A 25,770-nucleotide genomic window follows, 5' to 3' on the forward strand; every position below is an offset into this window, starting at 1 on the left:
TCATGGAAAGGTTCGAGACGGAGAGTCTGGCGCTCATGCCTGGCCAGAAGGTGCAGGTCAGGGTCCTCAGCCATCACCCATGGGGTGTTCTCGTTGAGATCGTTGGTTACGAGAACGCTGGCCTGTCGGCCTCTATCGACATGATCCAGCAGTTCTCCCAGACCACGCGCAGCCACGACGAACTACTCGCGCTCTTTCCACCCGTCGGTTCACAGATCGATGCAGTGATCGAGCAAATCCACCGCTGGCATCCGCCGGTATCAGTGCGGCTCACCATCAGACCTGCCGACCTGGAGTCGCTGGTCTGGAGCTGCGACTTCTGTGGTGAACCGATCACGTTGGGCGCAGGTGGAGACGCCCTCGTCCTGGACTCGCGCAGCAGCGACGGTCCAGGAAGCCACACCATCATCTCCCACCGGCACTGCCTGGCCGAGCGCATCCGCCCGGAGAACAGTGGAGAGCGGGCGCGAGCATTGAAGATCGGGAAGATGTGCTGAAGTCGTGAGGTTCGCGCCGACTGGTATGAATGAGCTCGACAGCTCATTCGGCGGGAATCAAGCGATAGTTCAGAGAAGCTTGTGTCAAGACCCCGCCCAACAGCCACGGCTCGTCGAAATCCGCGACAACCTCATCGCCCGCATCGCCGAGGCGGAGCGCGAGGGCTGGCTCGGCGAGGTCGAAGGCCTGCGGGTTAGCCTGGCCGGCGCCGAGGACAAGCTCGGTCAGATCAACCGACAGGCACAGACGGCCCCCACCAGCCTCGGCATGCCTACGACCAGGAGCACGGACCGTGAGTGGCGACGCAGACCGAGAAGACCTCGGGCGCGATCCGAGCACGTGGACACTCGACGAGCTGCAGACGTTCATCCAGAACGCCCGTGGTCAGCAGCTTGAGACAGCACGCGTCGCGGCGCAGGGACATGCCTACGACTCCGCTCACCCACAAGTAGCCCGCCGCCAGTGGGCGAAGCTGTCGTTGCTCGTCAACCGGCTCATGCTCGCCGACGGCGAGGGACACCTGACGCGTGTAACCCAGCAGGACTTCATGCTCCGGATGTGGGTGATCGACAGGCTGGGTCCCGACGACACGGACCCCGACTGGAGCCCCGACGCGCTGGCGGTCGACACGCTTGACGCACTGACGATCACGCCCGCACAGGCTGCCGCTCTCGCCGACGGATGGCGCGACCTGGCCATCGAGCAGATCCGCCAGCTTCGGTGGCACAAGAACCTGACGGCCCATCTGGAGACCCTGCCCGGCTACCTGGCACCTGGACACACCCGCGATCAGCTCTTGGCCTGGACCTCTACCCGCCGATTGCTGCCCTGACCGGCCGGCCAGAACCAGGGCGTCCCAACAGCCAGGGTCCAACTCGAAGTTCAGAGAAGCATGTATTCGATGCTTCATGCTGCGGCCGGATCCGGCTCAGAGACACCGCCTCGTCGAGATTCGCGACAACCTGATTGCCCGAATCACCGAAGCCGAACAGGAGGGACGGCTCGGTGAGATCGAAGGACTCCAAGTCAGCCTCGCCAGCGGGCCGAGGAGAAGCCGGCCCAGCTCGACTCGGAACGAGAACGGCAGCGCAAGGTGATCGACCTCGGTATGCCTACCTTCAGCCAGATCGCGACACGGACCAGCACAGCTAGGAGACCTTCGAGTTAGTTCAGGGGCAGGTGCCTGGCCTCACTGGGCGCGCCGTCCAACACGGAGGACGCTCAGGTAACGGCGTGGTGCTCGGTTGCCCATTCGCGTGCGGATCCGCTCGGCGACGGCGTCGAGCAAAGGCTCACGGACGTCGCGCCCGAGTCTCCGGTACGGCGACAACGAGCGAAGGTGATCGGCAAAGCCGTCCCCGGTGAACCACTGAACGGTTGGATACCAGCGCACGATCGTTGGGCCGAACAATTCTCCGGGATCCTCGACCAGGCCCCAACCCTCGTCGGTGGTGCGCACCTCGTCCTCCAGGGGAGGATGACCCCAGTCGGGGTTCCCGGGGCAGAATCGCTCGTGGAGATCCGCGGTCTCGGCGTACACCTCCGGTTCCCCCGGTCGCCGGACAACGACGTTGCCGAGCAGCGCCATCCAGCCTGCGGGATAGAGCACGTCGTGCGCTCGTTGCCAGCCAATCGACGGATCGACCCAGTGCCAGGACGATGCAGCCACGAGAACATCGAAGCGTCGACCGCGGTCGTCCCACTCCTCAAACGTCGACGACTCGACTTGGATGTTGCGGAAAGAGGCGAGACGCTGGTGAGCAAGTGCAGCCATGTCGCCACCCGGCTCGATGGCGGTAACTGAGCATCCGAGCGCTGCCAGCGAGCGCGTCGCCTGACCGGTACCGCAGCCCACCTCCAGCACCGACGACTGTTGATTCATGCCGGTGACGGCGCAAAGGTCCGCGAACAATTCGTCGGGGTATCCCGGCCGGACCCGGTCGTAGAGTTCCGGCACCTCGTTGAACACTCTGCCGAGGTTGTGTCGATTTGGGCGCATCTTCGGATCACCAGTCACGAACGCACAAGCTATGAGTCCGTCCACGGAAACGCTACTGGGTTACGGCAGTCGCTGCCGCGCTGCCGCCGGTAGTTCAGAGAAGAACTCGTCACCTCCCAGGCGGCCGACTGAGGCGCGCGGGCGCGGCCAGTCGCCATAAGGGGATGGAGGAGACGGACATCGAGCAGGAAGCCTTGGCCCCCTTGCTTGAACACAAGGGACGGTGGTCCAGCACAGGGACGAGTAGGCGCAGCGGCTACCGGCTCACGGGCGACCTGGTCGAAGGCAGCGCGCCAGGTCTCGACGTCGCCAGCGACCGACGTCGGCACGGTGCAGAGCTACGTAAGGGTCTTTGCCCAGGTCTCGACGGCACTGGCGTGTCGGGCCATCGCCGCCTTCCACGGGGCGGCGTCTGTGCGGGCGATCTCCACCCAGGCGGCCGCGTTGGCGGCGGTGAAAGCCTGCACGGCCGGCCCGGGCGCGCTGCGCCAGGACGGGAACTGGCGGGCGACGCTGTCCGCTGAGGTGAGCGAGTGACCGGCCTCGAGCAGGCGCAGGATGAGTACGGCTGGGTCGATCCATGCTGCGCCGCGCGTGGGCCAGGCCCAGTCGATGAGGTGCGCCCGGTCGTTGACGAGGACGTTGTGCGGGGCGAGGCCGGTGTGCAGCAGGGTGCGCCCCGCGAGCAGGTCGGCGGTGCCGGGCGGGGCGTACATGGCCCAGCGCTGTTCTGCGGCTTGATCGCGATGTCTGTCGGGGCGCTGATCTCCTGCAGTTTCTGGACCGCGTCGACGACCATCGGCAGGTCGGTGGAGCCTGGCGCGTAGTCGGCCTGCCGCCCCTGGAGGACTTCGTACCCGAGGAGGTCCCAGCCGGCTGTCTCGATGTGCCAGTGCAGGCGAGGGCAGGAGTGGGGGAGGTGCGGGGCGATGGCGGCCTCGCGGCGCTGCGCCGGCGCCTGGGGGTGTTTGGAGGGGATGCCCTTGATGAATACCGGGCCGTCGTCGGTGTCGATGAACGCTGCGATCCCCGAGTTCAGGCCTCCCTCGGCGGTGCGGGCAGCGCGGACGGCGAGGCGGTTGGTGTCGCGGTTGTGGCAGCGGGCGAGCGGGCCCAAGGCAGATGAGCACGGCTGTCCGCGTGGAAGAGGTCGTGAGCGAAGTCCCTGGCGCTCGTGCCGCCGGAGGCGGTGGTCTCGGGTTCGTAGACTCCGGGCAGCCAGGACATCGCTGTGCCTGCGCTCACGAGATCGGATACGTGCGCCTCAAGTTGCCGGCGGTTGGCCAGCGCGGTAGCGCAGGGGCCAGGGCTGCTTGTTCGTGAACCGCGGCGTCGCAACGGGATCCGCCCTCCGGCTCACCGCTGCTCGGAAGCCGATTGACCGGGTTACCGCGTTCCGTGACCGAGAGGGCGGCGAATAGCAGAGCAAGGTGCCGACGGCTTAAAAGCTCGTGCAGCGGGACCAAGTTCAGGTTGATTAGCGCCTCCGCTCTCGAGCAGCGGGCGGGTCCTGGCGTAGCCGCCCGGTCAGCCGTCGAGCGCGGCGGAAGGTGCGTCCCCGTTCTGGGACTGTCGGGCCCGCTTGGCGAGCACCGTGGCCAGGTCCCGGACTCCGTCCTCGTCGATGCCGCCCTTGTCTTTGTCCGCGGAACCCGCCAGCGTCCACAGCAGTGTCGTGCCGACCCGGGTCTGGGTCACGGCGCCGGGCTCGCCGTGGAAGCCGGAGGAACCGAACCGGGCGTCGCGCTCGTCACCGATCCGGCCGATCCCGAACGTCTTGGCCCTCTGTCCCGCCCTCTTGCCGTAGTAGCCGTCCCAGAGCACGTCGTACGCCTCCCGGGCGGCCTGCTCGCTGTCATAGGCGATGATCAGAAAGGTGACAGTGGCGGCGGCGTCGTCGTGCCGGAAGGTCGAGGCGCCGTAGAAACGGGAGTTCTCGCAGCCCGCATGGTCCTTGATGGGGCAGGCCTGCGAACGGTAGAGCTTGTCCATCTCAACGGCCGTGGGCCGAGCGGACTCCTTCCAACCCGTCATGGCCTCGTCATCCGGCAACGTCTCCCGTACTTGTTCCTTCGTGAGCGCCACCGCCTTGCCGTTCCCGCTGTTGCTCTGCGCACCACCGCCACATCCGGCCAGCAGCAGCGCCGCCGCGACCGCCGCGCACCACCGGTAGTTGCTCATGGTCATGCCACCGCCCTTACAGAAGGAGCCGTTGAGCCGGCTCACTGAGAGCCGCACCATTGTCCAGGCGCCCGGCCCCGGCAACCAGGCGGTAGATCGGGGCGATCTGTCCCTCAAGCGTTGCGATCAGGCTGAAGGTGCTGCGTGGTCCAGGAGCAGTAGCGCCTGTCACTCGCGCCACCCCGCGGCCGCCCGGAGGAGCCGATCGGCGTAGGGGGGCATGGGCGGGGTGAGGGGGATGTAGGCCGGGAGAAGAGTTAGGGGGAGCGGGACACCACGGGTGCTCATGAGCTGCTTGAAGGGGCGTCTGGTGGCCCTGAGGAGTCCCGGGACCGGCCACGCAGGGGTCGGCTCGGTCCGGGCGGGGCGCATCGCTGCGCCCAAGTCGGCCAAGGCGCTGAAGATCGGGCTGTCTGCGCGCAGGCTTTCGGCGGAGGGCAGCGCGCCGACCGCGGCGAGGAGTGCACGTGCCACCGGCGCGGCGTCGCTCTCGGGCAGTCCGGCCGCCGGTCGTCCAGTGACGCTCGTGCCGAAGTCGAGGACTGCACTCACCTCGCGCGAGGTGAGTGCGGCCTTGAGCTCGACGGTTCGCAGCCGCGGCCAGGGGTCGGCGGCCTCGGTGTGCCGCTCGGCCCGCACCAGCCACTGTGTGACCAGCGCTTCGGTATGCAGGGAACTTACCGCCCGGTCGCCAAGGCGACCCAGGAGATACGCCTGCCAGCCGGCGGGCAGGCCGCCGGCGGCCCGGCCGAGCAGCCCGCCGAGACGGCAGACCGCGAGCAGCGGCGCGAGATCGACCTCCTGCGCCTGCTGCCGCACCACGGCCTCACCCGCTTCCGAGGAGAGCCAGGCTGCGACGGCCGCCGCGGCGTCTGCCTTGTCCCGGGGAGAACTATCACGGTCACTCTCGGCCCTGCCCAGCGCGTGCAGCACTCGCAGCGCGGGGTCGACACTCGAGTCCGGCGCCGCGCTCATGCCTTGCAGTCCCAGCTCGAAGCTCTCGTGGTAGTCGTGGAAGCGCTGAGGTATGAGATCCGCAAGTGGCTGCCGGGCGCCGTAGGCCACGTCGGGCATGTAGAGGCGGTGGAGAGTGCCGGCGAGCCACTCGGGTACGTCAAGGACCGTGAGTCTGCTGCCGGGTTCGACCAGGGAGACGGTGCGCAGTCCGTCGACGTGAGCGGCCCGGGAGACCTCGGCCTGAAGCGAGTCCCCGGGGGCTGGGGACGCGCCGTCCGCGGGCTTGTAGGAGGCGAGCACGCCCGCCGGCTCGACGGCCACCAGGCTGTGGCGCGGCCGGTCTGCCGGGTGCTGTTCGACGACGGTGATCCGCACGCGCTGTCCCGCCGTCAGCCGGTCATGGCTGCGGGCGATCACGGGATGGGCGACCAGACTGACCGTGTTGAGGCCTGTCCTCACCACGTCCACGCGCCGCCGCGATAGGTGGCCGAGCAGCACGGCACCGTCCACATCGGCGGTCCACGCGGCCTCGCCGGCGGGAAGCCAGCAGAGCCGATGGGCCTGGGTGTCGTGGCAGACGACGCCCAGGCAGCGGCCGTCTGCGCGGTCCACCGAGAACCAGGGGCGCACGGTGGTCTCCCCGAACTCCGCGATGGAGGCCGGATCGTCCGCGCGGGCACCGCTCAGGGAGCGCAGTTCGGGATCCCACCGGAGTTGGACCATGCCGCCGTCGGCGACGAAGGCCGCTGCGGCCGCGGTGGCTGCTGTCCTTGGCAGTCCCGGCAGTACGGCGGTCATTGCCACCCGGAACAGAGCGCTGCCCGACCGAACCGCGACGAAGCCTTCACCGAGGTCGGCTACTGGCCGGACCAGGACCGAGCCGTTTGGTGCGAAACCCCTCGGCTGCCCGCTCCGGGAGACCGTCAGGACCTGTGCGCGCCCGTCGCCTTCGGCGTGGACCACGGTGACCGGAAGTGCCGCGAGGCCCGTCGGCATGCCGCCGCCTTGCTGTGCGCTGGTCAGGATTCGGCGCAGCCACTCCAACCCGGGCCAGTCGCTACGGTCGCCGGACCCCGCAATCAGGACGCGGGCCTGTGGGAGCCCCAAGACCCTGAGGCCGCCTCCGGGCGCGGGGGACAGCAGGACGACGTCGCCCGAGGCAACTGGAGAGTCCTGCAGCGCGGTGAGTGTGTTCTCCCGGTCGAGCCAGACGGCAGAGCCGGTCGGGTGGGTAGTGATGACGGCCGTGTCGGCCGGGTACGGGAGACTGCTGCTGCCCTCTCCCAGATGGAGGGCGCCTTGGACCTCGTCGGCGAAGGCGACGGGAAGCAACATCCGTCGGGTGAGGGGGGAGCCGAATGCTCCCCTTACCCCTGCGTGCCAGGACTCCAGCACGATGTGCCCGCACTCGTTGACCCCGCCCTCGACCCGTCCGTAAACCAGGTCGCCCGGGCTGAACAGGGACCAGTCGAGGTCCGCGAGGGAGTTGCCGTCGGCGGAGCGCACCAGCTCGGAGCGGACTTCGACGACGCGGCCAGGGGCGGCCTCCAGCCAGACCGAGCTGCTGTCTGCCCGTGCAACCGCCCACACCGTGCGCTGGCCGTCCTCCTCGGGCCGTACCTCCTCGACGAGTTGGGTCGCGGGAAAGCCGAACCGGCGCAGGTCGGCGAACTCATGGCGCAGCGTCCACCGGCCACGCACGGAGGAGAAGAACACCGGTTCGGCGTCGGCACGAGCTCGTTCCGGCAGTCGCAGCGAGGCCGGGCGGTCCCGCCCGGGCCTCCACTGCCAGGTGCGCGAGTCGTGATAGCGCCAGTACCGCGCACGGCAGGCGCGGGCGATCTCGCATGCGGTGCCGTCCATGAACGAGATCTGCGCCCAGGCGATGTCGGGGTTCGGTGCGTCCTCCGTGCCCACCGGAACGAAACGCAGGAGGGCGGGTCCGACGGCGACGACCTCGTCGTCGGCGGGAAGCACGAGTCGTGCGGCCATAGCACCGGTCCGCAGCGGAACCAGGTGGGCGCTGTTGCGCCTGCGGCCGTTGTCGGTCAACGCGCCGACAACCTTGGGGTGGGCGCCGCGCAGGATGCCCTGGGCCAACGACTGCGCAGCTCCCGCTGTGAGATTCGGCAGGCCGGCGACGGTGAAGTGGTGCGGGTAGTTGGTCATGGCGAACGCGTTGCGGTTCCTCAGGTCGTCCTTCGGGAAGACGACGACCGGGCGAGGGCGGTCGCTGAGGAAGGTGGCGTCCGCAGGGATCGCCGTTGTGGCGCACACGCCGTCCGCGCCGTCCCGCCGCAGGCGCACCACCGACCCCGGGACGATGTCTGCGGCGCCGCGTATGTCCTCGGTCGGGAACAGGACTCCGGGGCGCAGTTCGACGGACCGCCCGTTCGCGGCCATGACGCCGAAGCAGTCGGCTCCCGTGATGTCGAGGTAGCTGCGCAGGAGCGGGAGGGGCCTGGGACGGGGTGACTTGGTGGAGCCCCGCCAGCGGTTCGCTCCGTCGTCATACAGCTTTTCCAGGCGCACCAGCATCTTGGCGTTGTCCTTGTACACATCGGCGCCGGCCTCGGCCGCCCTGCGCAGGCAGTTCTCCCTGTGGGAGAAGTCACGCCGCCCCACGACGACACTCAGCGCCCGGTACTCGTGGTCGTGGTCTTGAGTCGTCTCGGGCAGCCCGGCGGTCCCGAGCAGCTCGAAACCGAGGAAGATGTCGTTCACCGACTCAGAGATCAGCCTGGCCGACAGGTAAAGGCTGTCGCCCTCACGCAGTCCCTGCCGGCCGTCGTCGGTGGCGTACGGCAGCACGAGCGTGAACCGCGGTTTCAGTCGCGGCCTTCCCTGGGGTTCTGTCGCCATCCGGCCTAGGATCTGCCTGCGCCGTCCGCTACTGGGAGCGTGAGCTGCGAGGAGCCGCTTTGCGTCCTCGGGGTCGAGATAGGCGCTGAGCCGCTCCTCGCGGTCGTGGAAGTCCTCTCGCCCCGGTTCGAGCCGGCGGTTGCCGGTATGGACGCGGTGCACCGCGACCTGATTGCGCACATGGTCGAGGTCGACGTCGAGAAGGTGTACGACGCGGTCGTCCGCCTCGCGTCGTACATGACTCTCGATGCCCTTGGTGATGTCGGCGAGGGCAATGTCCATCGTGATGCCGCCGGCGATCCGGCCCGTGGTGTCGCGGCCGAAGGACACGGCGTCGATGCGGTCGCCGTGGAACAGTGTCAGGCCGGCGGGGTCGACGACGTTGCCGCCGACGGTCAGGCCGGGAGCGGGTATGTCGAGGAACCAGCCGTACCCGAACTCGAAGCGGTGCACGGGCCCGTGGGGGGTCTCGTCCACGCCCACGTAGTAGGGGCGGCGGGAGGTCTGCCGGGTCGCCCGGATCTTGAACCGGCGTCCGTCGGGGCGGGCCTGCGGCAGTACTTCGGCCATGAATTCGGCCGCGTTCACCGGCGGGACACGCAGATGTGAGGCCCGGTAGCCGCGGCCGCTGGGGACGAACGCGCAGCGCACCCGGTCGACGGGGTACGGGTTGATGCGTCCGGCGACCATCGTCGCCGGCTCGTCGGCTGCCACCAGCCACGGCAGGTAGGTGCCCGAGTCGTTCGGAGCGGCACCGCTGGGCAGCAGGACGTTGCCGTCCGGGGTCCGTTGGCCGGTGAGGGTACCCGCGGCGAGGATTCGCTCCCATTCGACGCGCGCGTCGGCTGCGGTGTCGCGTGATGGTGGCGTCGGGCGGGGCTCCGTGCGGGTCACCGGGGAGAGCACGAAGTGGCGTTCGACGTCGACGAGTCGACTCGCTTGCGTCGTCTGGTCGTCTTCGTACTCGATGTCGTCCATGACCAGTTCGGTCGTCTCCAGATGGACGACTTGAGGACGGTCCGTGAGTACCACCTCTGTCGGCAGCGAGAGGTTGCCGATGAGGTCGCGGCCATTGAGGTGGACGACGGTGCGGCGGGTGTGCGGTCGCGGGTCCGCCTTGTGCGCACGTGCGCGGCCGACGGTCAGTGCGTCCGCTTCCGCCGGGTCCAGGGTGGGTGTGGTGGCGACCCGTGGCAGCTCCGGATGCTGGCAGAGGTAGTGCACGCCGTCCTCGACAGCCACTTCACCGACCGGCGTCCAGCCTTCGCCCGGTGCCGGGTCCCGGGTCCACAAGGCACGCAGGCGGATGGTGCGTCGCAGTACGCCGAATCGCCAACCGTCTTGCTCCCGGCGAGCCACGACGTGGTCGCCGGCGGTGGGATACTCGTGGTCGAAGGCGGCTACGGGCACCCTTGCTTCGGCCACGTCGTCCGAAGTGCGCAGCCACAGCACCAACTGCACCAGTGTTCCATCGGGGTTGCGGACCTGCCGGGCGACCATGCCCGATAGGTCCGCGCCGATCCGGACGGCGGACGCCGCCGGTCCCACAGCCTCGGCGAACCGGTCTTGCGGAAGCGGCGTCGGCACCCGCCGTGCATGGAGCGGTGCTCGCGTTGTGTCGCTGACCACGATCGCCTGGCGGGCCGTCCCTCCGGCGGTGAACTCACCGGTCAGGGTGAGGGAGTCGGTGTCGGCGAATCCCAGGATGCCGTAGGAGGTGCGCACGGCGTTGGAGCCCTTCGCGGGGTCCCTGTTTTTCGCCCGGTGCAGCAGAGTGACGTTGATGAGGTCGTAGGGCTGGAAGCGCAGGAGCATGGCGAAGTTTCTTATGGTGCGCGACAGTTGGATGCCGCTCTCCTCAGCCGGGAGCACCTCCGCTTCGGCCTTTCTCGCCTCCGGCTCGCCCCAACTCGTCACGGTACACATGAGGCTGGTGCCGATGTGTGGCCGCTGCTGGCTGAGCCGGACGGTCACCCACTGCGGAAATCCTTCGACCCGCGGCGCCTGGATCCGCCAGCGGACAACCCCGTCCGCACCCGTGGTGCGGATCGCTTTCTCCTCGTACGCCTCCGCCGCCTCGTCGGCTCCGTCCCCGTCCGCATCCGGGAGCGTTCCCGCCTGACCGAACGCGGCGAGCCACCGAGCGTTGCGCCGGTCGATGGCCGGGTGGTCCGCGGCCGGCGGACTTAGACGCAGGCGGTTCTCCCCTGGACGGAACCGCGCGTACACGATGAGCCCGGACGGCTCGGTGACGCAGGCGTCGTTCAGCGTCCGCCAGTCATCGGCATCCCACGCCGACTCGCCGAGCACATAGGTGCGTCCGGGCTTGAGCGAGAAGCGCCAGGCCGGACCGTAGCCGGAGCGGTCGGTGGCCGGCCCGCACAGGACCAGACGCAGCAGCCCCTGCTCGTCCGCGTCGGAACCGGCTGGTTCGCCTTCGGCAACCGCCAGTTCGGGCAGGCCGGCATCGAGCGGAAGCCAGTGTCCGTCTTCGGCGTGCCACATGACGAGCAGGCTGCGCTCCTGCAGCGGGGCTTCGGCGAAGGCACGCGATAGGTCGGGGTCCCAGCGTCGGCGGGCGGCGACGTCCCGGGCCGTGCTGCCTGATGGATAGCGGTATCCGTCAGCGCCTTCGACGGCGAGGGACAACCAGGGATAGGCGTCCGCCGACGCCAGATGTGCCACGCGCACCTCGCCTGGCTGGGGTTCAGGTGCGGCCAATGGTGCGACGTAGGACGATTTGTGACTACCGGGGCTGATCTGCACCGCCACGGTGCGGCCGGGTGTCCAGCGAGTATCCGGCCGTGGCAGCTCCCGGGTGATCAGCTGGGGCAGGCCGCAGTTGAGCAGCAGGTCGGTGCCCCGATCGGTGCGCTGCGATCCGACGACGATGCCCAATACGTAGCTCTTGCCCGACAGCTCACGGTCGCTGCCGGTGGTGAAGAGGTCGCGCACGGGCGGCCGTCGGTGCTGCACGACGGTGGTGTCCAACCGCTCTTCACGCAAGTAGAGGATCGCTTCGGCGGTCCGGCGGTCCACCGTGGCGCCCAGAACCTGCCGCGGGTCGGCGTGGACGGCGTCAATATCTTGCCGTTGAGCGGGACTTCGGCGCGGTTCCTGCGTCCGCTGCCAGGCCTCCTCGATGACCGCGCCCAGCCGGACGGACCGGGCCCTGAGCTCCAGGTCGGCCGTGTCGCGCAAGAGGGCGACCAGGGTGGCCTCGGTACCTCGGGCACTGATCCGGGACCCGTACGCGTCGAAGGGATGGGTCACTGACCGCGGGAATGCGCTGTGGCCCGAGCGATAGTAGAAGGAGCGCAGTGCCCGATGCCGCAGCCCGTTGGCGCTCTCGGCGGGCAGCGCCAGCTCGGCGCCCAGTTCGCTGAAGAGGCGGTCGTAGTACAGCGTAGCCCGCGAGCTCAGCTCGACAATGGTGTCGATGACGCGCTCCAGCACGGCGTTCAGGCGCTCCTGCGAGCCGGTGCCGGCCACCTCGGACCGGAACATGTCGATGAGTCGCCCGCGCACCACGCGGGGCAGGCTCTGTGGGGAGTTGAAGCTGGCCAGCAGTTCCGCCCACGAGGCCACCCACTCGGCGTGGGCCCCTAGGTCGCCCAAGTCGGGCCGTCTGAGCAGCGCAGCTAGCCGCAGTGTCCGGACGGTCAGGGGTACGTGCTGTGATGTTCGCATTCCGGCGGAAATGCGTTGCAGCGCCTTGGCCTCCAAGGCGTCGCCCATGAGCTCCCACTCGAGCACCGAGAAGTCCCGGCGGTCCGGATCGGTCGGAGAGCTGAGCAGCAGGACCTTGTGGTCCGGCGGTTGCGGGACCCCGGACTTCAAGACCGGCGTGGGGACAGGTAGCCCGCTCTCGGCGTCCCAGTCCCAGCGGAAGTGCGCGACTCCGGTGTCGCCGTGCACTTCGCGCCGCAGCAGTGCAGCTTCGATGGCGACGCGTCCGGACAGCCGGGTCGCGTAGCGGGAGGCCAAGTCGAACAGGGCGTCGGCAGCGGACACGTCACCTGCGAACCAACGGCCCCCGGCCTCCGTCCGGTGCGGCCCGACCCCTCCGGCCGAGGAGTCCCGCACCCACGTCAGGGCGGCGTCAAGTCCATTGTTGTAGCGGATGAAGTTGCGCAGCGCGTGCCCTTGAGGCGGCATGGGCTTCGCATGGACCGCGCGGAGCATCTCCACCATCTCGCCCGGGCTCACGGTAGGTCGAAGACCCCGGCCGACACGGTCGACGACGCGGTTGGCGTGTGTGATGAGGCTGGCCAGGTGCCCGGCTGGGATCAGAGAACGGCCCTGGTGTTCCGCGATGGCCCTCGTCAGCTCTTTGAAGGCCCGGCCGAGCACGTCCCGCACATGCACCATCAGCAAAAGCAGGAAGTGCGGGTGTTCCGTGGATCTGCGCCCGTCGGTCAGCAGACGCTCGGCCAGCAGGGCGGAGCTCAGCAGGCGGACGAGCTGCTCGGGCTCGTCGCCTGCCAGGGGACCGCCGAGGGGCCGGTCAAGCATCCAAGGAGACCAGACGCGGGCCGCGGCATCGGATGCGGTGGCCGAAGCCGGTCCGGAGGTCAGCATCAGGACAGGCGTGCGCCCCTCCGGGGGCAGCCGAAGCCCCAATAGCCTGCCGACGTGCCGCAGTGCCCGCCCGTACTGGTCCGGGTTGTAGCCGATGGTCAAGTGAATCTGCCGGGTCGGGGTCTGGTCGGAGAAGGCGACCGGGGGCTGGTACCAGCGCTCGATCCGCCGCAGTGCTTCTTCCGGCGCGAGTTCGATCATCAGCGCCGTCAGGATGCTCTGCCACAGCACTGACGGCATCGCCGAGTCCCGCTGCGACGCGACACCGCCCAGCCGGACGTACGCGGCCTGGCGCCGGGCGACCGCTTCCGGCTGTCCCCAGCCCCAGGCCGCGGTGTACTCCTCGACCCAGCCGAGGAGGGTGGTGCCGGACAGGGCCTCGTTCTCCAGCAGGTCGAGGACGGACGTCATGCCGTCGGGGGCCGGCTCCCCGGGCGGCGGCGCGAAGCTCACCCGGGCCGCGCTGACCAGCAGGTCGGGCTCCATGTCGAAGGCGCCATCGGACGCCCTGGCGAGACTGCGGCGGACTTCTTCGACGGTGTCCGGCCACACTTCGGCCTGGAGTTCGGCCGCTTGGATCAGCGCGAGTCGGCCGTGCTCGCCACGCAGAGCGCGGGTCAGCAACCTCGGGGGTCGGCCCAAGCTGTCCGCGACCGCCTGGGGCCGGTGCCGGGCGAGGAACCGTCCCGCGATCAGCACCACACTCGGGGCGAGCTGCTCGCTCAGATCGAGATACGGAACGTGCGAAGGGTCCGCGGTGTGCGCGGCTGCAGACACTTCGGCCAGCGCTTTCTCCAGCAGACCGATCGCGTTGTCCCAGCTCCCGCCACCGGCCTCACGCAGCAACGTGCCCAGACCGGCCCGCAGCCGCTCGTGGCTTACGGACACAACAGCGCGGTAGACGGCGCTCGCCCTGGCCGCCACGTCCTTGTGTTCCGGGTAACGGCGGTGTGCGGCCAGGACGTGGGGCAGCGCGTGGACGGCCGCGGCCGTGTCGACGGCAAGCAGGCTGTCCAGGCCGTCGCACACCAGCTCTACGGCTCGGGGCACGTTCGACGGTTCGCGCAGCGCGGCGATGATGTCCAGGTGGGTGGCCGCGTCCTCGACGGGCATCCCCAGGGCAGCACAGAAGTACCAGTTCTCCAACATCGCGACGCCTCCCCTTCCGGCCACGGACCCCGACAGTTCGCCGGCCGGTCATCCGAGACTAGAAGGGGCCTTCGTGGCGACTCGGCGGTAACGTCCGCCCCGATACCGTCTTGTAACAAATGTTCCGGTGGGGGATCTCCTCCTCACACAGGCAGCAGAGGCAGCCGCAAAGCACTGGTGAAGGCGTGCAACTCCCGCTCCAGCACAGCGTCGTTGATCAATGCCGGCGGCGCCATCCCGACCAGCCGGCGTTTGTCCTCGGACGCTCGGGCCAGCCATGCGGCGTCATCCTCGGCGAGCGGCCGACGGACCAGCAGGCTCCAGCTGCCCCGGCAGCGCGCCCGCGGATCGAGGGTGAGCGGGTCGACGGCGTCCAGCAGCCCGGCGCGCTCCAGCGCGATCGCGTCCTGTGGCCGCTCGAAGTCCTTCTCGGCCACTGCGGACCCGCGCCGCCATACCGCCAGGGCGTTCCTCGACTCCTCGGACAGCGACTCCTCCTCCCAATCATCGAGTTCTGCGGGGAGGTTTGGCCCCCGAACCGCCTCGCGCAGCAGACCCAGCACCACGGCGTCCGCCACCGAGGGGGGCACGTTCACGCCACGGAAGTCCGAGGGCCGCGGTGCCCGGTCACCGGCATCGCTCAGCCAGCGGGACATCCACGCGTCCCGCGTGGAGGCGAGCAGGAGCGACGCGTAGCGTGCAACGCCGGCGCGGGCGTTGGCGTGCGCTGCCAGCACGCCCGGCAACTCCCGCGGCCATACGGCGGCGATTGACTCCAACGTGCGATGCTCGATCTGCCAGTCTCCCCAGCCGCCGTTGGCATTGAGGTCGGCCACTACGGCGGCGCCGTCGACCCTCACCTCGCGCACGTCCGTGTCCCCCTCCTTGGCGGCCCGCAGGGCTTCCAGGACCTGGGCCGCACCGTCCAGCAGGCGCGTCGACGGCGTCGCGGTTCCCGGTCGCGGTGGCCCCGCCGCCACGAGGTACTCGTCCCTACGCAGATCGCGCGCGACTTGGGTGGCCGCCTCCAGGACCGGGTCCGTCGCCGCGCCGTGCACCTGGATCACGACGGTCCCGAACTCGGACGCGAGCTTGCGTATGTCGCCGAGGTAGGTCGACCATCGTGGGAGGGCACCGCCGACGTGCCAACGCACCACCAGGCCAGGCCTGCGGACCACAGCTCCCGGACCAAGGGCGCGGAACTCCGGGGTGAGGGCGGCGAGCAGCGCGGCACGGGTGGCCGGCCGGGACTCATGGGCGTCGCACGCGTACCACCGGGGCGGCTCCGGCCAGCCCGGACCGCCGGCGCGGGCGGCGTGGCGGCCGTCCGGCACCTCCCGGTCGGCACTCAACGCGGAACAACGGGTCGCGTCAGTCGTCTCCTGTGCCGCGACCGCCTGAAACAGCTTGCGCTCGTTCTCCGTCAGCGCGGCCGTGAGGTCCTCACCCGAGGGGTCGGCCAGCACGTGTACGCCGCCGCCTCCGGCGAGGCAGAGGTACGTCTCCAGACAGACACGGAAACGCTCGTCGTCGGCTGGTCTGACCCGTGCCCCTGCCCGGGGCACAGGCATCCGGTGGCCATCGGCAGTCCGCACCGGGTCGGGCAGGGGAAGAAGGCTGCGCAGCCGTGGCGGCTCCCCGGCCCTTGCTGTGCATACGACTGGCAGCGCCTGGCTCTCGGCCATCTCCACAGCGGCCTGCGCGACCGCCGCGTCGATGTCCGTCCCGAGCGCGAGGGCGCTGAAAAACCGCCCCGCGAACCGCCCCGAGGCACCGTCGCTGATGGCGCCGTGCACCGCGACGACGTACGGCACGCCGTCCGCCGCGAGTCGCTCCGCCAAGGGCAGCGCGGTGTGTTGTCGCCCGTTCGCGGAGGCTGCGTCCGCGGTGTCGCACGCCATCAATACCGCGAGTTGGACACCCTGCGCGGTGAGCTGGTCGGACAACTCGCGTGTGTCCAGCACCGCACCGTCGACGCGGCCACGACCCTGCGCTACGACCAGACCGCTGGCGATGTGGTGTCCGCCGAAGTAGAAGACTGCGGATCCTGGCAAGGCCCTGCGGATCCCCTGCGCCGTGGCGGGCGAGGGAACGCGCCGGACCTCGTAGCGCGACCGACCCACGGCGGTCGCCACTCGCTCGCCATCACTGGCCGCACTCGACCCGGATGGCGGAGACCCGAGCGAGACCAAAGAGTCCCCGGTGGAGAAGTCGCCGTGCACCGAGGTGGCGTCAGCCACGACAACGACCGCCGAGGTGCGGTCGAAGTGGGGCGGGCGAGGGCGGCCCTCTGCCGCGGCGACCTCACGGATGACGGTGAACCTGGGATGCACGCGCAGTTCCCTGCCCACCGAGCCGGTGGGCAGCATCTCCGCCCAATCGGCCCAAACGTCCGGCCGCAGCTCAAAGTCCTCGGAGGGCACCCGCACCCGTTCCCAGGGCACGCCGCTGAGGGGCACGGCCCGTTGGGGTGCATGAGCCGGAACCCGCAGCCGAATCCTGAGCCGATCGATCGGATCCAGTAGGCGCAACTCCGCAACGATGCGCCGCCGTACGGCACGCGGCAGGAGCACACCGCCGAGGCGTTCCGCCCGGGCGGCCTGATCGGCACGGAACCGCAGATACGCCGGACCGAGGAAGGAGCCGTCCGTGTCTTGATCGGCAGTAGGGTCGTGCTCGCCCAGATCAGCTGCAACGGTCTCGTTCGTCCGCCATGTCAGCCGGATGGTGATCTCCCGCGTCACGGCCACTGCCTCTCAACCCTCCTGCCCCACGAGCGCCGTCGGCGGGACAATGTTCCTCATGTCCCAGCACGGAGCTCCGACGCCGCCCGACCGATCCCCCTACGAGACCCTGCTGCGTACGTTGTTAGACGAAGCAATGGGAAGCGGGGGCCTCCGGATCGACGCCGAGGCGCGGGCAGCGATCGACGACCTCTTGGCCGACGGTACACGCGATCGCAAGGCCTTCGAGTGGGAACTCGAGAGGATCCTCGCCTTCCACGATGACTTTGCCGAGCTGTGGGACACCTGGCGGGAAAGCCGTGATGCAGGGCTCCGCGGCGCAACCGGATCCCCGCCGGTCCACGGCACCGACGTACCAGGCCCTCGCGTGACCGGACGCGTTCCCGAAAGAACGGCTCCGGGCGAGGAACCGGACGAGGAGCCGGGCACGCGGGTTCTGAACCTGTGCCTGACCTGGCCGCTGTCGCGTTGTGTCGTCCCGCCCGAGACAGCGCTTGCGGCTGGCCGCCGATACGAACTTCGTATAGATATCGGCGACTTGGCGAGGGAAAGTCTGCTGGCCGAACACTCTCGCCCTTTTCCGGACGACCAGTTGCCCCACGATGACGACAACGGACGTGGCGACCGGCTGGATGTCGTCGTCCTGAGCGACGACTTCACCGTCGCTCCCGAACGCCACCCCTACTTCCTGCCGCTGACCGGTTCCGGCTGGGTGTGTCTTTGCCCGGACGACGCCACCATGCACACCTGCGAGCCGCATCACCGCAGCAAATTTCTACGCATTCCGGTGACTGCCCCCTACGAGACGGGTCCGTCACGGCTGCGGGTCATCGTCACCCACCGGGGTAACCAACTTCAATCCGCGTCCGTGACCGCCTGGGTAGCGTCCAAAGAACAGCCCGGCGTACCCGCTTCGGCGGTCATCGACTTCACCCTGACGGCCGGCTTCGCTGCGCTCGCGACCCTGCCCCAGCGCAGTGCGGGCATCCGGATCGGGCACGGCACGAACGGCGCCGTTACCGTTGACGTCCTTGGCACCGGCGCCCCCATCAGCACGTTCCGGCTGACGGAACTCCAGGTACTCGACGCTCTGAACCAGACACGCGACACACTCGATCACGTCCATGCGGAGGCGACCGCTGACGGGACCGTCCGCAATCGCCTGCTGCCAGGCAACCGCAAGGAGGCCCGAGAAGCGGCCCACGACCTGTTCCAACTGGCCCAGCACGGATGGCGGCTGCTCACCCTGCTGGCACCGCACGCCGAGCAGCGAGCCGGCCTGTCAGCCGCACTGGACGGCCCGGCCGAGATTCAGATCTGCCGTGAGAACAGCCAGGACATCATGTTCCCGTGGACCTTCGTCTACGACATCCCGATCGACGGCAACCATCCCCCTAAACTCTGCACGGCGGGCGGTCGAGCTGTGGCCGCCGACCTCGACGCCCGCTCCTGCCCGGACGCAGACAGCCACGGATACAACACCCTCTGCCCCTTCGGATTCTGGGGATTCCGCCACCTGATCGAACAGCCGCCCTCGCTGCTGCCGGGCCGTCGCCTCCCCCTCTACGCAGGCCGAGGCGGTGACGCCCCCCATATGACGGTGGCCCGCAGCCTCACCCTCAACCAGCATCTGTCGGAACAACACATGGCAGCGCTGCGAGAGACATTCCGAGATGAGGTCACCGACTGCGCCGACCGCGTCACGCTGCAGGCGGCCCTCAAGACCGGGCAGCACGACTGCGTGTACTTCTACTGCCACGGGCGCCGCCCGGACACCCCGCAGCGGCGTGCTACGACCACTGTGCTGGAGATCGGGCACACCGACCGCATCGAGCCCTCTGCTCTGGCAACCTGGCAAGCCGACTCCACGGGCTGGAGGCACAGCACGCCGTTGATCTTCCTCAACGGCTGTCACACGGCGGACATCGACCCGACCACCTGGCTGGGATTCGTCGACGCCTTCTCCGGGCTATACGCCTCTGGCACCGTCGGCACTGAGATCTCCGTCGAGCAGGCGCTCGCCACGGAGGTGGCGGAGCGTTTCTGGCAGCACTTCCTGGCCGGCGAGAACGTCGGCACGGCACTGCACAGAGTCCGTACGGGCCTGCTGCGCAAGGGCAACGTGCTGGGCTTGGCCTACACGGCCTATTGCTCGAACTCGTTGCGGCTGCGCGGAGACGTTCGCTGAAATTGAGGACCGTCGCCCTGCCACGTGTGAGCGCCGATCGATTCCTGCGCCGCGGTCGCTGCCGCTCCTGCCACGAGTACCGCGGTGCCGTCCCCGGCCGGGGCGGCACCGGCGATCTCTGCCCTACTGCGCGCACGCCGGTCGAGCCAGGCACCGGTCAGAAAGTACGCAAAGAAGCCGGCGGCAAGTCCCAGGCCATACGCGGAGAACAGCTCTGGATCCGAGAACCGCGTATCAACAACAGCGCCACCGCCGAGGGCAGCAATCACCGTGGTCAGATCCCCGATGCTCGATCCACCCGACCTCCTCAGGGTCCGGTAGGCGATCCATCCGATGACCAGCCCGAACCCCGCAGCTCCGACGTCGTTGAAAACCGACATGCTCCCCGCCCCTTTCCCCGTCCGGCGCGTTCCCGCGTCGGGCATCAATTTGAGCATCTCAGGCTGGGGAACTGCACCCATTTTGGACTTTCACCTCGAGTGCCGGGAGCCGGGGCAGCCGTCTGAGTCCCCCTTGTCCGGCCGCCCGAGTCAGCGGAGCACGAAAGCTTGACGCTTCCGCCTGGCTCGATACCCCGGGCCAGAGGGATCCCCATGACTGTCGGCAATGCTCGGTGTGCCGGCCGTGCGAAGTGCCTCACGGACCGTGGGCGCCAGGCACAGCAATGGCAGGCGGCTCTTGGCTGCTGTCTCTGCATGAGAAGCTGGCCGGCCCGGCGAGCCGGGGGCGCCCGCCGGGTTGAGGAAAGCGGAATAGCCGGTGGCCTGGCCGACCTGCGCCTGTGTGAGCCGCGCGGCGCAGCGCGCTCCGCGTAACAGGGCACCGATCTCGTCTGCGCCCATGGCCACCTCCTCGAACCCGGCCTTCCTCGACCCGAAGCTGGACTTCGTCGTCGGCGACATCTGCGACCCCGGCCTGGTCGATGACCTCATGGCCCGGCACACTGCGGTCGTCCACGTCGCCGTCGACTCCCACGTCGACCGCTCGTTCACGACCGCCGGAACGTTCGTCACCACGAACGTCATCGGCACCCAAACCTCGCCGATGCGGCCATGCGGCACGGCATCGCCAAGTTCGTGCACGTCTCCACGGACGAGGGTGTACGGGCCGCTCCTGGACGGCGCGGCCACCGAGGACCACCCCCTCGCCCCGACCGTCCCCTACGCCGCCAGCGACCTGGTCGCGCTCAGCTACTGGCACACGTACGGGGCGCCGGTCTGCGTGACCCGCTCCTCGAACAACTACGGGTCCTGCCAGCACCCCGAGAAGATCATCCCGCTGTTCGTGACGCGCCTCCTGCGCGGCGAGCCGGTCACCCTCCACGGCGAGGACCAGCACATCCGCAACTGGCTGCACGTCGAGGACGACTGCGCCGGCATCGAACTAGAGGAGACCACCGACTGGTACCGGCGCAACGCCGACCGGTGGGCGCCACTCAGCCGCAATTTCCGGCCCGCCATGCCCTGCCCGCGCACCGCACCGGCCTCCGAGAAGGAGCATCAGCATGCCGTCCGACCCTCGCGTCGGCGGGCGCTCGACGGATTGTGAGGAGTGGGCCTGGGACGATGAACATCAGCGCTCGCGACGCAGGGAGACGTGTAGGGCCCCATTGTCGTCCCGGCTCAGGAAGAGACCGGTGCCCTTTACCTTGGTCACGAGTGGCACGACGGTGCCGCGGCCGAGGCTCTTCGCTGTATCCGGGCCCTCGTCGAGATCTACCTGTACGGCGGCGGGTTCAGCGCCTTCGGCCGTCGAGCCCTGCTGGATCGTTCCGTATGCGGTTCCATCGTCGCGGATCGAGACGATCATGATGGCTTTCCGGTCGCCGCTCTTGGCCAGACAGATGCCTTTCTTGCGCTGCAGGTCGAAGACGACGGGCCCGGCGGCGAGATAGCGGCCGCCGGGTGAGGTGACCACTTCGTACTCACGGTGCGATCCTCCGAGCTTGCCGCGGTCGGTCGGATTCGGTCCCGTCAGAAGCCCCCCTTTGCGGCCCGAAACACTGACCGAGTCGATCGAGCACCGCGACCAGTCCAGCTCACCGCGGGCGCCGAGTTCGTCGAGGATGACGCGGTGCAGCCGAGCCCAGACCCTGCCCCGACTCCACTGTGCGAACCGCCGGTAGACCGTCTGCCGGCACGGGCCGAACACCAGCGGCAGTTGTCGCCACGTGCAACCCGAAGTCGCGACGGAGATGATCGCTGCCAGCACTTCACGGTCGTCCGCTCGCCGCTTGCCTCCGCCCTGTGGACGGACGACCGCAGTCGGCGGCACCACCCGCCGGAACAGCACCCACAACTCATCCGGCACCAGACGCTCGACAAGGCTCGCCATGCTGTGAGTACATGTGGGCCAACGAGCTGACAGCGGTCCCCGTTGGCCGATCACCTAACAAGCTGTCTCAATTGGCGGGGCCAGGAGAGTCCGACGCCGCGCTTGATCGGGGAACTGCTCGCGGACAGACTGCTCTGCATGAGATCAGTAGGCATGGCAGCAACGGCGCAGATCGGGAACCGGTGATGAGTGCCAGCCTGCCCTTCTTTCGCTATCACCCGGACCCCATCGCAAGCGGGTCCATCCGCGCGGCCGCCGAGACGTGCGCCTGCTGCAAACGCAACACAGGCTGGATCTACACGGCCGGCTTCTACACCGCACAGGAGGTCAGCGGCCGTTTCTGCCCATGGTGTATCGCAGACGGAAGCGCTGCTGAACGCTTCGCGGGTGAATTCAGCGACTCCTACGGGCTTGCCGGTGTCAGCGAGGATGTCTTGCATGAGGTCACCCGCCGCACCCCTGGCTTCCACGCCTGGCAGGACCCGCACTGGCTCGTCCACTGCCAGGACGCGGCCGCCTTCGTGGGCGAAGTCGGGTACACCGAGCTGACGGCGCGTCCCGAAGCCCTCGACCAGCTGCGGGCCGACATGCGCCTCGACGGCTGGCACGACGAGGACCAGCTTGAGCACTTCCTGACCCACCTGGGCGAAGGGGCGACCGCCATGCTCTTCCGCTGCACCGTCTGCGGCGCCCATCTCGCCTACGCCGACGCATCCTGAAAGTCGTCTGCTTGGGTGAGCCGTCGGTAGCAGATGAGGGTGCAGGCGATGCTGGTGAAGGCCAGGAAGTGGCTCGCTTTGCGTTCGTAGCGCCGGTGCAGACGTCGGCATCCGGCGAGTCAGGCCATAGTGCGTTCGATGGTCCAGCGGTGCCGGCCCAGCCGTCGGCTGGGGTCTGTGCCCTTGCGTGCGATCCGGGGCGTGATCCCGCGGCTGCGTAACCATCGTCGCAAGTGGTTGTAGTCGTAGCCCTTGTCGCCGTGGAGCTTGCCAAACGGCGATCAGCACCGTTGTCGGCTGGGCATACGGGCAGGATCGCGTCCTATGCGGTCGCAACGCCCAGGAAGCGCAACACCGCCAGGACGCGGCGGTGGTCGGCGTCGGCCTTGGGCAGGTCGAGCTTGGTGAAGATGCTGTTGATGTGCTTGGCGACAGCGCTCTCGCTCACCACCAGCTCGGCGGCGACGCCGGAGTTGGACCGGCCGCCCGCCATCAGCTCCAGCACCTCCCGCTCGCGCGGTGTAAGCCGGTCGAGTGGATCGCTGTGCCGGCGCACCAGCAGCTGCGCGACGACCTGCGGGTCGAGCGCGGTGCCGCCGGCCGCCACCCGGCGTACCGCCTCGGCGAACTCCTCGACGTCGGCGACGCGTTGCTTGAGCAGATAGCCGACGCCCGAGGTGTTGGCGGCGAGCAGATCGGCGGCGTACCGCTCCTCCACGTACTGCGACAGCAGGAGCACGGCGGTACGCGGGAACTGGCGGCGGATCACCAGCGCGGCGCGTACTCCCTCGTCGGTGAAGCCGGGCGGCATGCGCACGTCGATCACGGCGATGTCGGGCCGGTGCTCCTCGACGGCCGCCAGCAGCGCTTCTGCGTCGGCGACCTGCGCGCACATCTCGAAGCCGGCCGCCTCCAACACCTTGACCACGCCGATGCGCAGCAAGAGGGAATCCTCGGCGATCACGGCGCGCACGGCAGCTCCACGGTGATGACGGTCGGGCCCCCGGCGGGGCTGCGGCAGGAGAACGTGCCGTCGACGGACGCGACGCGCTTGGCGAGCCCGGCGAGCCCGGTGCCGCCGGCCGCCGCGAGATCCGCGCCGCCCGCTCCGTCGTCCGCGACGACCACCAGCAGTGTCTCCCCGATCCGCTCCACGGTCACGTCCGCCCGGGTCGCCTGGGCGTGCTTGACCACGTTCGTCAGGGCTTCGGAGACCACGAAGTACGCGACGGCCTCGACCGTGGGTGAGGGGCGCTGCGGCAGGTCCACCGCCACGCGCACCGGGATCGGGAGGCGGGCGGCGACCCCGGACAGCGCGGCGTCGAGGCCGCGGTCCTCAAGGACGGCCGGATGCAGGCCGCGCACCAGGTTGTTCAGCTCGGCGATCGCCTCCTTCGCCTCGCGGTGCGCCTCGTCGATCACCTTGCGGGCATCCGCCGGCAGGTCGCCGAGGGTGGCCCTGGCCAGGCCCAGGTTGACGGCGAGTGAGACGAGGCGCTGCTGCACGCCGTCGTGCAGGTCGCGCTCGATCCGCCGCCGCTCGGCGTCGGCGGCGTCGAGCACGCCGGCCCGGCTCTGGGCGAGGTCGGCGACCCGGCGGGCCAGCTTCTCCGTGCGGCTGGGGCCGAGCAGGACCTCGGCCGCCCGGGTTTCCAGCCGCACCAGAGCGCCGGTCAGCCGGGGCCCGAGGAACAGCAGGGCGAGGCCGCCGGCGGTGATGTACGCGGCCTGCGTGCTGTACCCGAGGTCGGTGACCCGCCACTGCGGGGGCAGCGCCCAGATCCACACGTAGAGGGAGGCGGCCACGAGAGCGGCGGCCCAGACGGCGAGGACGGCGAGGTCCAGGACGGCGAGCAGCGGACCCGCCACGGCGTGGTAGCAGACCTGCCGCCACAAGGCCCGGCCGGTCAGCCGGCGCACCGCCGACTTCCAGTTGCGTCCCGGCCCGGGTACGGCGGGGCGCGGGAGGTCCTTGCCGACGAGCGCCCGGTAGCGCCGCCGCTGCCCGACGGTCAGCAGGGGTGTCACCACGAGCGTGAACAGCACCGGCAGCGGAGTCAGGGCCCACACCAACGCCGCCATCGTGCCGAGCAGCCAGAGCCACAGTGGCACCACGGCGAGGTGGAGCGGCAGGCCGGCGGCGACGAGCGCGGTCCGGTGTCCCGCCCTGCGGAACGGCCGGCCCAGCAGCCGCAGCCACGTCGTGAGTTGCATGCGTCAAACGGTAAAGCCGCAGGCCATCCCCGTGCCATGACGCTCCCGCCCGGTTCGGGGGTGCACTTGTCTCCACCCCGGGTCGGAACCCTGCGTGACTGACGGCGCCCTGGTGTGCGGCGGAGGGTGGAGCACGTGAAGGGGAGAGCCGGCGGGGAGTGGGGGAAGACGATGCGTCAACTGGGCTTTTGCGATGAGGAAGTGGCCGATGCCGAGGGCTTCGACCGCGCCGAGGTCATCCCGCTCCACGAAGAGGCGGAGGAGCCGCGCCCGGCGCGGGGCATGCGGCGGGCCGAGTGGCTGCTGGTCGCCTGCGGGCTCGCCCTGCTGCCGTGGCTGTACGTGCTGGCCACCGGCCTGCCGGCCACCGCGACCGCGGCGCACTGGCCGGTCGCCTGGGTCGGGCTCGACGCGCTGGAGGCGCTCGGCCTGATCGCCACCGGCCTCCTCGCCGCCCGCGGCGACCGGCGGCACGCCCTGGCAGCCGCCGCGACCGCGACGCTGCTTGTGGTGGACGCCTGGTTCGACACGACGACCGCAGCCCCGGGCGGCGACCTCGCCACCGCGGTCGCCATGGCGCTCGGCGCCGAGCTGCCGCTGGCCGCGCTGTGCGGCCGGCTGGCGCTGCGGACGCTGAGCCGGCCCGCGTGACGCCGACCGCCCGACTACGTACCACGGACCGAATCGATCCACCGGAGAACGACATGCATCGCATCACCACCGCCCCGTCGCACCGAACCCGACCCGGACCCGCTGGGCGGTCGCCGCCGGCGCGGGCGCCGCGTTGGCCGCCGCCTGGTGGCTGGGCGACACAGCGCCCTATCCATACGCCCAACGCGGCCTGCTCGACGTGCCGTTGCCGTTCCTGACCGCAGGCCGGACGGACGCCGTACTGCGGCCGCGACCGGGGGTGCGGATGCTGGAGATCGGCCCGGGACCGGCTGCAGTCGCTGCACGTCGCCCGCAGCTCGGGCCGGGGGGACGGCTCGATGTGCTCGACATCCAGCAGGAGATGCTCGACCACGTGATGTGCCGCGCCGAGCGCGACGGCCTATCGACGATCAGGCCCACCCGCTCGGACGCGGCACTCGGCCACCGCCCGGGACGCCGCGGAAGCACTCGTCGCGCAGCGCACCGCGATCACGGCCGAGGACAGCACCGACTACGTCGCCGACCCTGAACTGCTGCACGCTAGGGCCGCCTACCTGACCGCACGCGAAGGCCAACTGAACCGCGTCCATGACGCGCTCGGCTGACTGGCCTTCCCCGCCCCGGCCCCCCCCCGGGGGCGTTTTCACCACTGACCCTTCCGACCAAAAACGCGCGGTGTACATAAACGTGGTT

General features: G+C 69.6%; 16 protein-coding genes and 1 pseudogene. 6 read left to right on the top strand and 11 right to left on the bottom strand.

Annotation, left to right across the window (positions count from 1 at the left end; genetic code table 11):
- The first annotated feature begins 2 nt into the window (after window positions 1-2).
- Together V7E45_RS14170 and V7E45_RS14175 are read left to right on the top strand one after the other, a co-directional pair.
- Entirely contained in the window at window positions 3-497 is a 495-nt protein-coding gene (locus tag V7E45_RS14170) for a hypothetical protein (RefSeq protein ID WP_333774491.1), read from the top strand.
- Window positions 498-790: 293 nt separating this feature from the next.
- Window positions 791-1,330, top strand: a complete 540-nt coding sequence (locus tag V7E45_RS14175) for a hypothetical protein (RefSeq protein WP_333774492.1) — start codon at window positions 791-793, stop codon at window positions 1,328-1,330.
- Between the two features lie 357 nt (window positions 1,331-1,687).
- Here the strand turns inward: V7E45_RS14175 and V7E45_RS14180 are convergent, their stop codons facing one another.
- The 6 genes from V7E45_RS14180 to V7E45_RS14205 form a co-directional block, all read right to left on the bottom strand.
- Window positions 1,688-2,467, bottom strand: a complete 780-nt coding sequence (locus V7E45_RS14180) for a class I SAM-dependent methyltransferase (protein WP_333774493.1) — start codon at window positions 2,465-2,467, stop codon at window positions 1,688-1,690.
- A 368-nt stretch (window positions 2,468-2,835) separates the two neighbouring features.
- Complete coding sequence (locus V7E45_RS14185) at window positions 2,836-3,213, bottom strand: hypothetical protein (protein WP_333774494.1); 378 nt, start codon at window positions 3,211-3,213, stop codon at window positions 2,836-2,838.
- 319 nt (window positions 3,214-3,532) lie between these two features.
- Window positions 3,533-3,835 carry a lantibiotic dehydratase C-terminal domain-containing protein gene (locus V7E45_RS40610; RefSeq protein WP_443056039.1) on the bottom strand — a complete coding sequence of 101 codons (303 nt, stop codon included), beginning with the start codon at window positions 3,833-3,835 and terminating at the stop codon, window positions 3,533-3,535.
- Window positions 3,836-4,024: 189 nt separating this feature from the next.
- A complete protein-coding gene (locus V7E45_RS14195; protein WP_333774496.1) occupies window positions 4,025-4,684 on the bottom strand; it encodes a hypothetical protein in 660 nt (219 codons plus the stop codon).
- Between the two features lie 162 nt (window positions 4,685-4,846).
- Window positions 4,847-14,227 carry a hypothetical protein gene (locus V7E45_RS14200; RefSeq protein ID WP_333774497.1) on the bottom strand — a complete coding sequence of 3,127 codons (9,381 nt, stop codon included), beginning with the start codon at window positions 14,225-14,227 and terminating at the stop codon, window positions 4,847-4,849.
- 143 nt (window positions 14,228-14,370) lie between these two features.
- Window positions 14,371-16,971: a CHAT domain-containing protein gene (locus V7E45_RS14205; RefSeq protein ID WP_333774498.1), complete on the bottom strand. Its 2,601-nt coding sequence runs from the start codon at window positions 16,969-16,971 to the stop codon at window positions 14,371-14,373.
- A 58-nt stretch (window positions 16,972-17,029) separates the two neighbouring features.
- On the opposite strand from V7E45_RS14205, the gene V7E45_RS14210 reads away from it, so the two are divergent.
- On the top strand, window positions 17,030-19,159 hold the full coding sequence (locus V7E45_RS14210) for a CHAT domain-containing protein (RefSeq protein WP_333774499.1): 2,130 nt from the start codon (window positions 17,030-17,032) through the stop codon (window positions 19,157-19,159).
- Here V7E45_RS14210 and V7E45_RS14215 read toward each other — a convergent pair.
- Complete coding sequence (locus tag V7E45_RS14215) at window positions 19,117-19,539, bottom strand: hypothetical protein (protein WP_333774500.1); 423 nt, start codon at window positions 19,537-19,539, stop codon at window positions 19,117-19,119. The two genes, V7E45_RS14210 and V7E45_RS14215, sit on opposite strands and share 43 nt — an antisense overlap.
- Window positions 19,540-19,999: 460 nt before the next feature.
- On the opposite strand from V7E45_RS14215, the gene V7E45_RS14220 reads away from it, so the two are divergent.
- On the top strand, window positions 20,000-20,707 hold the full coding sequence (locus V7E45_RS14220) for a GDP-mannose 4,6-dehydratase (protein WP_333774501.1): 708 nt from the start codon (window positions 20,000-20,002) through the stop codon (window positions 20,705-20,707).
- Between the two features lie 24 nt (window positions 20,708-20,731).
- On the opposite strand, the gene V7E45_RS14225 is transcribed toward V7E45_RS14220, so the two are convergent.
- The gene (locus tag V7E45_RS14225) at window positions 20,732-21,493 is read right to left on the bottom strand and encodes a transposase (protein WP_333774502.1); all 762 of its coding nucleotides are present in this window, start codon (window positions 21,491-21,493) and stop codon (window positions 20,732-20,734) included.
- 185 nt (window positions 21,494-21,678) lie between these two features.
- On the opposite strand from V7E45_RS14225, the gene V7E45_RS14230 reads away from it, so the two are divergent.
- Window positions 21,679-22,212 carry a CbrC family protein gene (locus V7E45_RS14230; protein ID WP_333774503.1) on the top strand — a complete coding sequence of 178 codons (534 nt, stop codon included), beginning with the start codon at window positions 21,679-21,681 and terminating at the stop codon, window positions 22,210-22,212.
- On the opposite strand, the pseudogene V7E45_RS14235 reads toward V7E45_RS14230, so the two are convergent.
- From V7E45_RS14235 to V7E45_RS14245, 3 genes and pseudogenes are all read right to left on the bottom strand, one after another.
- Window positions 22,194-22,481 (bottom strand): annotated as a pseudogene (locus V7E45_RS14235) (transposase); the annotation flags it as partial. The gene V7E45_RS14230 and the pseudogene V7E45_RS14235 sit on opposite strands and share 19 nt — an antisense overlap.
- Before the next feature lie 53 nt (window positions 22,482-22,534).
- Window positions 22,535-23,185, bottom strand: a complete 651-nt coding sequence (locus V7E45_RS14240) for a response regulator transcription factor (RefSeq protein WP_333774504.1) — start codon at window positions 23,183-23,185, stop codon at window positions 22,535-22,537.
- Window positions 23,173-24,426 carry a sensor histidine kinase gene (locus V7E45_RS14245; RefSeq protein ID WP_333774505.1) on the bottom strand — a complete coding sequence of 418 codons (1,254 nt, stop codon included), beginning with the start codon at window positions 24,424-24,426 and terminating at the stop codon, window positions 23,173-23,175. The genes V7E45_RS14240 and V7E45_RS14245 overlap by 13 nt, the downstream gene beginning before the upstream one ends.
- Before the next feature lie 135 nt (window positions 24,427-24,561).
- On the opposite strand from V7E45_RS14245, the gene V7E45_RS14250 reads away from it, so the two are divergent.
- Window positions 24,562-25,077, top strand: a complete 516-nt coding sequence (locus V7E45_RS14250) for a hypothetical protein (protein ID WP_333774506.1) — start codon at window positions 24,562-24,564, stop codon at window positions 25,075-25,077.
- The last annotated feature ends 693 nt before the right edge of the window (window positions 25,078-25,770 follow it).

Origin of the sequence: Streptomyces sp. IBSBF 3136, assembly GCF_036815105.1 — a bacterium.
In the GTDB taxonomy this organism is placed as follows: domain Bacteria; phylum Actinomycetota; class Actinomycetes; order Streptomycetales; family Streptomycetaceae; genus Streptomyces.